Source organism: Colwellia sp. E150_009 (genome assembly GCF_053543955.1).
In genome coordinates, this window is the sequence record NZ_JBHFOM010000072.1 from 1 (window position 1) to 8424 (window position 8424).

Here is an 8424-nt window from a genome sequence, read left to right on the forward strand (position 1 = left end):
TAAGGTGTAACCAAACATATAACAAAGCGCTTAAGACAGATTCGCAACGCGTGGCATTTTTAGTATGCGTTGATTTATGTGTTTAAGGTGTTATGCGGTGGCTTCGTATTGCGTTGCTCACAACTTAGCTTAGCGTTAGTTTGCAAAGGGCAGAAAAGCATTTATGGTCTAAAAGCTTTGTTCTGCGTTCTAGCTATACACCTGTTATTTCCCAAAGACTCTCCATCGAAATAGGCATCTCGCGTAGCCAGTTTTTCGGTTAATTGGCTTTCGTGTTATTCAATGCTTTCGTGTTAGTAAGGTTCATTTCTCAATGTTCTTGCGCGCTGCTTCTTTGGTTTTGGAAGTTAAGTGTGAGCATTGAACATTGCATTTGTGGCTGTCGGCATCTACGAAAGTCTTCTTAGCCAAGTGCGTTTTGTTGGTTGGGTTTTAATTCTTAGCTGCTCGTTTTACTTTTGCGTTCAAAGCCAGTAGTTTCATAGCTAATTCAGCACCTTGGCGCTAAACCTCTGGCTTCATAGCGGTGGCAAACTAACAAAGCGCTTAAGACAGATTCGCAACGCGTGGCATTTTTAGTGTGCGTTGATTTATGTGTTTAAGGTGGTATGCGGTGGCTTTGTATTGCGTTGCTCACTACTTAGCTTAGCGTTATGTGCAAGGTTGATTATCAAAATCATAATCCCCATATAGTTCTTAGGTTTAATCAAATAGGAATGATGTATGCCAAAGATTTATCGTACAGTTTCGCATGTTGATGGTTGGCAAGGTTTAGCTCAGTTTGAAATCAAGGGGGACAAGATATATCGAACTGTTTCCCATGTTGACGGCTGGCAAGGATTACCTCAGTACGAAATAAAAGGTAATCAAATATATCGAACTGTTTCCCATGTTGATGGTTGGCAAGGGTTACCTCAGTATGAAATAAAGGGTAATCAAATATATCGAACTGTTTCTCATGTTGATGGTTGGCAAGGTTTACCTCAATACGAAATCAAGTAGCAAATTGCACATAACAAAGCATTTAAGAGTGATTCCCAACGCTTGGCATTTTTAGTGTCATCGTTGGGTTTCGTGTTTACGGTGGTATGGTAAAGTTTTGTGGTGGCGTTGCTCACACCTTAATGCGGCGTTAAATTAATTCGAGGGAATATGACAAAACTAGAAGTCTTTGCGACCATATTGGCAGTGATCGCTTTATTGGTATCGATGGCTCTTAAATACTTTAGTTGGGGTCTATTGATATCACTTTGCGTGTTTATCTACGCATTTTACAAGTTACTTGAATCAAATCTTAATCGCCTAGAAAAAGGTATAGCTCTCATCTTGTTTGGAATATTTTGGAGTGAGTTTTTTATAAAAATCATGTTTTATGACAAGCCATATGCTGCGGAATACTCTCAAGACATTTTAGATAAATTGCTAATATTCAAGAATTTGGCTATCTATGCGTGTGCTGGGGCGGGTGGTAGTATTATTGCGAACCACTCAGAGCAGTTTTCAAAGGAGAAGGGAAAGGTTATTTGCTCATGTAAAGGTAATCAATCTTCTCTTGAAACACTAATAGAGTCACTAGATGCTAATAATAAAAAACTATTAAAATACACTAAAATATTAACACTTTGTCTAATCGCGCTCGTTATCGCATTTGGGTATTTTTACGCAAAATTAATTTAACAAGGCGTTTAAGGCGGATTCCCAACGCTCGGCATTTTCAGTTTGATTCAGCTTAAGTGATTACGGCACAATGGGTTAAGTGTGGTGGTCTGCGTTGCTCACCACTTAACGCGGCGTTAGTTTGCAAAGGGCAGAAAAGCGTTTGTGGTCTAAGAGCCTTGTTCTGCGTTCTAGCTATTCACCTGTTCGCTTTCTAATCTCACGAACTTTCCGGTGGCACTATATTGGAAGCGTTTGCGGCGAGTGGGTCACTTACTGGCTCTAACATTGTTGTTAATTCGTTGGTGCGTTTTCTTTGCCTTGGCGGCTAAGGTGCTCATAAATAGCTTGGTCGCACTTGGTTGTTAGGTTAGTCGAACGAATCCTTTGTCAGTTAAAGCGCTTCAAACCGTGGTCATTTGTCGTATGTCGCTTCTTAGCCAAGTGCGTTTTGTTGGTTGGGTTTAAATTCTGAGCTGTCCGTTTTACTTTTGCATTCAAAGTCAGTAGTTTCATTGCTAATTCAGCACCTTGGCGCTAAACATCTGGCTTCATCGTGGTGGCAAACTAACAAAGCGCTTAAGGCAGATTCGCAACGCGTGGCATTTTTAGTATGCGTTGATTTCTGTGTTTAAGGTGTTATGCGGTGACTTCGTATTACGTTGCTCACTACTTAGCTTAGCGTTAAATTTTTTGAGGGCAAAGTAGTGTTTGAGTTAGAAAAACAATCTCTATTTTTTGAGTCAATGGCTAATGAGCATGCTGAACTAGTACAAAATATTGAAATAGTCTTTGAAAATCAGAATGCGTTGGATTCTTCGTATCACAACCCGAAACTGTTCATCTTAAATTTAAACAATGCACTTAGATCATTACTGTTTTTTGTAGAAACGCTTCAAAAAAACGCTCCGGGCTGGCAGAAAAAAATAATCAAGGATTATATTTCTGAAAATAGTGATAGTTATATTATTCTAAAAAAATTGAGAGATATGAGTGCACACCAAGCGCTCATATTTCCAAAGGAATCAATACTTACAGGTCTTTACCGTATTCGTTCAAGTCATGACTATGTAGTTAAAATTGGTATGGGTGATCTTGCTAGTCCCGGTAATTATTCATGGGACTTAGCCATGAAAAATACTCGTGATGTTTTTCATGATTTATTGGTTTTCCATAGTATTGCATTCATGGATCTTGAACATGCAGCATTAAATGAATGTTTAGGCATCAGCAGAAGATGGTTATTTAAAGTTAAGTTTCAAACAAGAGACAAAAGTAAGTCATTTAATGAGGTTATTGATGTATATTCTTTGATATTTGATTTTTCCATGAATCTACTGGATGCTATTTCTGAAAGTTATGCTAATTTTCATGGGATTTCGTGTGATATTAAATTCTATAGAGAGTTGAAAGAATTTAACTCGGTTAATACTTTGCTAGAGCTAGATTTATATCCATCATTGTTTTCTAAGTGGTGGGAGTGTGAAATATCACCAATGAATATTGGTGTTAGAACAAATAAGCATAAAGGTGAGGTTGTCGAAAGTTATGACTCTGTTCATTTCGACAGTTATGAGAAGTTGTGCAATACACCCGAAAGCTATAAAGAAAAATTGATTAAGTTTCGAAATTTACCGATTGAACAGTTGCTTGCAGCAGAAAACGAAGATGAATTTTATTCATTCATATATCTCAATCATTGGCACTTTAAAAAGGCGTTTAAAGCTGGACTAATGGATTCACCTTTGTCTCCTTCAGATATTATGCAAATGCAAAGAACAGCAAAGATACTATTAGGTGAAATTCAAAAGGAGAAATTATGCACGATAGCTCAAATGAGTGAGCGGTTTAATAAACATTTAGACGCGCTGATAGAAAAAATTTAACAAAGCATTTAAGAGTGATTCGCAACGCTTGGCGCTTTCGCTTCGCTCAAGTATAGCCAAGCGTCGCTCACACCTTAATGCGGCGTTAGCCCTCAGGAGGAAAAATGAAAATATCTCTTATGGCAGCTGTTTCAAAGAATGGAGTAATTGGCTCTGGATTGGATATACCTTGGCATGTACAAGGCGAGCAGCTCCTATTCAAAGCAATGACTTACAATCAATGGCTTCTAGTTGGTCGTAAAACCTTCGACTCAATGGGTAAACTTCCGAATAGAAAATATGCAGTGATTACTCGTTCTAAAATTATCTCGAATGACCCTGATGTTGTGTATTTCGCAAGTGTTGAATCGGCATTAGCTTACCTAAACAATGCGACAGCACATATCTTTGTTTCTGGTGGTGGTGAAATATATAAAGCTTTAATCGATCAAGCAGATGTTATCCATCTTTCAGTGATTCACAAGCATATCTCTGGCGATGTGTTTTTTCCTCCAGTTCCACAGGGCTTCAAGCAAACATTTGAGCAAAGTTTCAGTTCAAATATTGATTACACGTACCAAATTTGGGCAAAGGGCTAACAAAGCGCTTAAGGCAGACTCGCAACGCGTGGCATTTTTAGTATGCGTTGATTTATGTGTTTAAGGTGTTATGCGGTGGCTTCGTATTACGTTGCTCACTACTTAGCTTAGCGTTATATGTACAGGAAAGTATGTCGCCAGATAATCAAATAGTATTCAAATCATTGATCGGTTACAGCTTATTTTTCTTTGTAATTTGGCTTGTTTTATCAATGGTTCTTATTTTTACTGGGTCAGCTGAATTTTCAGTTAAAGGCTTAGGGTTTTCATTCTTGGTATTACAACTTCCTACATTAATTCTTGTAGTTAAAACAAAACTACGGTTAAATAAAAATCCAATAAAATGAGTAATGTACATATAACAAGCCAATTAAGCGGGACTAAAAACAGTTTGCTCGGTTTCGCTTCGCTACACATTTTAGCAAACAATTTTTAGCCCCTTATTGGGGCGTTATATAGCAAAGGAAAGTCAGTGCAAATTGAAACCCAAAGGTTGACTTTAAAACCAATTAGTAAAGATGACTGGGAATTTTTTGAGGAACTTCATCAATCAAGCGGTGTACTCAAATATGTCAGCGATCCATTTACCGAATCTGAAATAAGTGAACGCTTTAATTCTCGCTTAGGTGAATGGAAAAAGACTTCAAATCAATGGTTAACTTTAACAATCATTGAACACGCAACTGGGAATAAAATTGGCGTAACTGGCTTTTTTCCTGAGTGGGAACCATATCAACAGGCTGAACTTGGTTTCTTTCTAAGTCCAAAATTTCAAGGCAAAGGGTATGGCAAAGAGTCAACTAAAGCCGTTATTGAATATGCATTTAATCAATGTAACTTCCATAAAGTGATCGCAACTGTCACTGAAGGTAATTCCCCGTCATTTAATTTACTAAAAGCTTTGGGCTTTACTCATGAAGGTACAATTCGAGATAACTTTAAATTAGGTGGCAATTGGTGCAACGATTTAAAGTTAGGGTTACTTAATCATGAGTACAATGCTATATAACAAGCGCATTAAGTAATGGGACACATAATAGTTGGCTTGTCGCTCGTTCCTCGCTAAATTATAGCCAACTATTATTTAGCCCCTTATGCGGGCGTTATGTGAAATGGGAGAATTTCGTTGTATCGGTTTGGTCTTTTCAAGCCTAAGTTTTATGTTGGGCTATTAAATTATGTAGGCGTACCTTCGATCATTATCTATTTTGTCTTTATGTGTGTAGTGCCATGGTTTTATGGTGATTGGGATTATGTCCATGGTGTTTGGTTAGATTGGCAAACTTTGAATACAGGTGTACTTGCTTTCCTTTCGAGTATAACGGCATTTAACATTTCCAGCGTAGCAGTTGAAAAACAAAGACAACGAGATTTTGTAGCGTCAAGAGCGCTCTTACCTCAAAAGTTAGATGATTTGTGTCAGTATCTCAGTGAAAGCGCAAGGTGCCTCCAAGGTGCGTATTACCATAGTAAAAATCGCTCCGAAATGTCAGAAATTACGGTGCCTAAATTGAGTGACGCTCATTTCGAAACGTTTCAAGAGTGTATTCGGCATGCAACTCCCGAAGTTGGTGATTATTTGGCAAAAGTGCTAAATATGCTGCAAGTGCATGGTGCACGACTCGAAAGTGTCTGTAAGAAACCGCAAACGAACCGAAGATATTACAACACACTTTTCTTTGGACTAGCCGAACTTAAAGTAAGTGTTGATGACTTGTTTCCTCTAGCTCGTGGTGAAGAAGATAATATTGCGGGTAAAGTGGACAAAGAATCAATAAGTAAGGCTCTTCATATTTTAGGTATTTACTACGAACATACAGAAAATCTAGAGTCTTATGTAAATGAACAAGTGGGAAAAATTTCACATAACAAAGCGTTTAAGAGTGATTCGTAACGCGTGGCATTTTTACTATGCGTTTGTTTTAGTGTTTAAGGTGGTGTGCGGTGACATCGGTATTGCGTTACTCACACCTTAACGCGGCGTTATAACGCAGTAGAGTTCATCTCACATATTAAGGAATGATATGGAAGAATATTGGAATCCAATGGTGCCAGAATTGTCGGTATCAGACTTCTCAAAATCACTGAATTTCTACTGTGAAATTTTAGGGTTCAAAGTCAGAAGCCAAAGGAAATCACCAGATTTTGTTTATCTTGAATTTGAACAAGTGCAAATCATGTTAGAGCAAATTCACGATGATGCGTGGGTTACAGGTACTCTAGAAACTCCGCTTGGTCGCGGTGTAAATTTCCAAATCGAGCTTTCAGATATAGCGCCAGTTTATGACCGTTTGGATTCAGCTGGTGTGCCATTATTCAAAGACCAAAAAGACACATGGTACGATGTTGATGATAATTTATCTGGTCAACGGGAGTTTCTAGTGCAAGACCCAGATGGCTACCTTTTGAGGTTTTCTCAGTATCTTGGTGAAAAATCAAAGTCATAAAACAGCGTTATAACAAACAATTTAAGAGGGATTCCCAACGCTTGGCATTTTTGGTTCTACTTCAAATTTAGTGTTTATGGCACAATGCTTTAAGTTTGGGTGGTAGCGTTGCTCACCCCTTAATTGGGCGTTATGTGCTTTAGAGGAAAATAATGAAAAATCGACTAATTTTAGCTTTATCTTGCTTGGTTTCTATCACTTCTATTGCAGGTGAAAGTGCCCCGATAGATTGCGATAATGCTTTAAATACACTCCAAATTAACCAGTGTGCATCAATAGAACTCGAATCAGCAAAAGAAGATCTTTCGAAATATTTGGACGCTAGCCTTGAACATAATTCGTATGACCCAGAATTAGTTAAAGCAATCAAAGTTGCTCAAGCTGACTGGCAGGCATATATGTCATCTCATTGTGATTCTGTATATACGCAATGGCGTGATGGCACTATTCGAGGTGTTATGGCAATTTCATGTAAAACTAAGCTAACTAAGCAAAGAACTCATGAGGTTTGGGAGAACTTTTTAACCTACATGGACAGTACTCCTCCAGTGTTACCTGAACCAAAACAGTAGGTTAATCTACCACGCACATAACAAACAATTTAAGAGGGATTCCCCACGCTTGGCATTTTGGGTTCGGGTGAAGTTAGGTGTTTACGGCGTCCAAATTGAGTGTAGTGGTAGCGTGGCTCACCCCTTAATTGGGCGTTATGTGTAAAAGGATTTTGAGGTATGAATCAAGAAAAGTTAGTGGATGTTTATATTCCAGCTCTCGTTGCTTTGTTAACCAGAGCAGAAGAAATTGCAAAGCGGCCTCTTTCAGAAAATGAAGTTTTGAGAATAAGAGATAAAGCAACAAAAGTAAGCCAGCCTCTATCTGGCATGCCTGCATTTCTAAAGCAGCGAGGTTATCATGACATTTATGCCCCCGAAGCTTGGGAAGAATGGAAGCTCTACAGAGAAGGTAAGTTAGATTTATCCATTGGTGAAGATAAAAACACATAACAAAGCGTTTAAGGTGGATTCACAACGCTTGGCAGTTTTGGTTTAATTTCGCTTAAGTGTCTACGGTGCAATGGCTTAGGTTAAGTGGGCTGCGTTGTTCACCACTTAACGCGGCGTTAGCAGAATAGAAGGAATAATTGATGTCAGTGGAAGAAGTGGTTAGAGGTTTTATCGAACAAGTAAGGTCAGGGAAAAATCCAGACTTAGTAAACCAGTATCTAGCCCCAGTAGTTGTAGCGCATCAGATTGTTTCCGGAGTCTCAGAAGCAATTGAGAGAACTCCTGAAAACTATCGTGAACACGTTGAAGAATTTCTAGAAGCTTACGGTAATTTTGACCTCACAATAGAAGAGTTTTTAGTTCAAGGTCAAAAGGTCTACGTACGTTGGCGTCAAGACGGTCGTCATGAGGGAGTCATTTATGGTTATGAACCGACAGGTCTAGAACTTTCTACAGTAGGAAGCGCAGTGTACCGAGTCAGTGAAAACCAAATAGTGGAATATTGGATTCAGCAAGAAAATCAAGGCTTACGAGAGCAGTTGGAAGCAAACCTTAAGAAATTCAGCTAACAAACTGTTCAAGAGGGATTCGCAACGCGTGGCATTTTCACTATGCGTTAGTTTTAGTGTTTAAGGTGGTATGCGGCGGCTTTTGTATTGCGTTGCTCACCCCTTAACAGGGCTACATGGATTCCCCCGGTTGTCAAACATCCGCTAAACTTATGTTGATGGATTTTGGACTGCCGCTCTACATTCGGCCTACTTATCGACGATTCGCATACGTCGTGGCCCTGATGACTTTGCGCGACTGCGGTGCCTTATTCGTTAGATGACATCTAGTGTGTCCGCCGCAT

At 38.9% G+C, this 8424-nt stretch carries 10 protein-coding genes; all 10 read left to right on the forward strand.

The annotated features are described in order from the left end of the window. Nucleotides 1-723 precede the first annotated feature (723 nt). The 10 genes from ACE1OF_RS19220 (at nucleotide 724) to ACE1OF_RS19265 (ending at nucleotide 8140) form a co-directional block, all read left to right on the forward strand. Entirely contained in the window at nucleotides 724-1002 is a 279-nt protein-coding gene (locus tag ACE1OF_RS19220) for a hypothetical protein (RefSeq protein WP_448896480.1), read from the forward strand. A gap of 150 nt (nucleotides 1003-1152) precedes the next feature. Further along, nucleotides 1153-1677 (forward strand): hypothetical protein, encoded by a 525-nt coding sequence (locus tag ACE1OF_RS19225; protein ID WP_448896481.1) that lies wholly within the window; start codon nucleotides 1153-1155, stop codon nucleotides 1675-1677. Between the two features lie 686 nt (nucleotides 1678-2363). Next, the gene (locus ACE1OF_RS19230) at nucleotides 2364-3542 is read left to right on the forward strand and encodes a hypothetical protein (RefSeq protein ID WP_448896482.1); all 1179 of its coding nucleotides are present in this window, start codon (nucleotides 2364-2366) and stop codon (nucleotides 3540-3542) included. 104 nt (nucleotides 3543-3646) lie between these two features. Next, nucleotides 3647-4120 (forward strand): trimethoprim-resistant dihydrofolate reductase DfrA6, encoded by a 474-nt coding sequence (gene dfrA6 / locus ACE1OF_RS19235; protein WP_448896484.1) that lies wholly within the window; start codon nucleotides 3647-3649, stop codon nucleotides 4118-4120. Nucleotides 4121-4592: 472 nt separating this feature from the next. Beyond that, nucleotides 4593-5129, forward strand: coding sequence for a GNAT family N-acetyltransferase (locus ACE1OF_RS19240; protein WP_448896485.1), 537 nt, complete (start codon nucleotides 4593-4595; stop codon nucleotides 5127-5129). A 117-nt stretch (nucleotides 5130-5246) separates the two neighbouring features. Beyond that, nucleotides 5247-6014, forward strand: a complete 768-nt coding sequence (locus tag ACE1OF_RS19245; RefSeq protein ID WP_448896487.1) for a hypothetical protein — start codon at nucleotides 5247-5249, stop codon at nucleotides 6012-6014. Nucleotides 6015-6144: 130 nt separating this feature from the next. Beyond that, nucleotides 6145-6567, forward strand: coding sequence for a bleomycin resistance protein (locus ACE1OF_RS19250; RefSeq protein WP_448896488.1), 423 nt, complete (start codon nucleotides 6145-6147; stop codon nucleotides 6565-6567). A 152-nt stretch (nucleotides 6568-6719) separates the two neighbouring features. Beyond that, nucleotides 6720-7139 (forward strand): lysozyme inhibitor LprI family protein, encoded by a 420-nt coding sequence (locus ACE1OF_RS19255; protein WP_046224149.1) that lies wholly within the window; start codon nucleotides 6720-6722, stop codon nucleotides 7137-7139. Nucleotides 7140-7298: 159 nt separating this feature from the next. After that, complete coding sequence (locus ACE1OF_RS19260) at nucleotides 7299-7571, forward strand: hypothetical protein (RefSeq protein ID WP_448896490.1); 273 nt, start codon at nucleotides 7299-7301, stop codon at nucleotides 7569-7571. A 140-nt stretch (nucleotides 7572-7711) separates the two neighbouring features. Beyond that, nucleotides 7712-8140, forward strand: a complete 429-nt coding sequence (locus ACE1OF_RS19265; protein ID WP_045380676.1) for an ester cyclase — start codon at nucleotides 7712-7714, stop codon at nucleotides 8138-8140. Nucleotides 8141-8424 lie beyond the last annotated feature (284 nt).

Coding starts and splice junctions, on each gene's coding strand:
- ACE1OF_RS19255 (WP_046224149.1), top strand. CDS start 6,720: ATGAAAAATCGACTAATTTTAGCTTTATCTTGCTTGGTTTCTATCACT.
- ACE1OF_RS19250 (WP_448896488.1), top strand. CDS start 6,145: ATGGAAGAATATTGGAATCCAATGGTGCCAGAATTGTCGGTATCAGAC.
- ACE1OF_RS19225 (WP_448896481.1), top strand. CDS start 1,153: ATGACAAAACTAGAAGTCTTTGCGACCATATTGGCAGTGATCGCTTTA.
- ACE1OF_RS19220 (WP_448896480.1), top strand. CDS start 724: ATGCCAAAGATTTATCGTACAGTTTCGCATGTTGATGGTTGGCAAGGT.
- ACE1OF_RS19260 (WP_448896490.1), top strand. CDS start 7,299: ATGAATCAAGAAAAGTTAGTGGATGTTTATATTCCAGCTCTCGTTGCT.
- ACE1OF_RS19265 (WP_045380676.1), top strand. CDS start 7,712: ATGTCAGTGGAAGAAGTGGTTAGAGGTTTTATCGAACAAGTAAGGTCA.
- dfrA6 (WP_448896484.1), top strand. CDS start 3,647: ATGAAAATATCTCTTATGGCAGCTGTTTCAAAGAATGGAGTAATTGGC.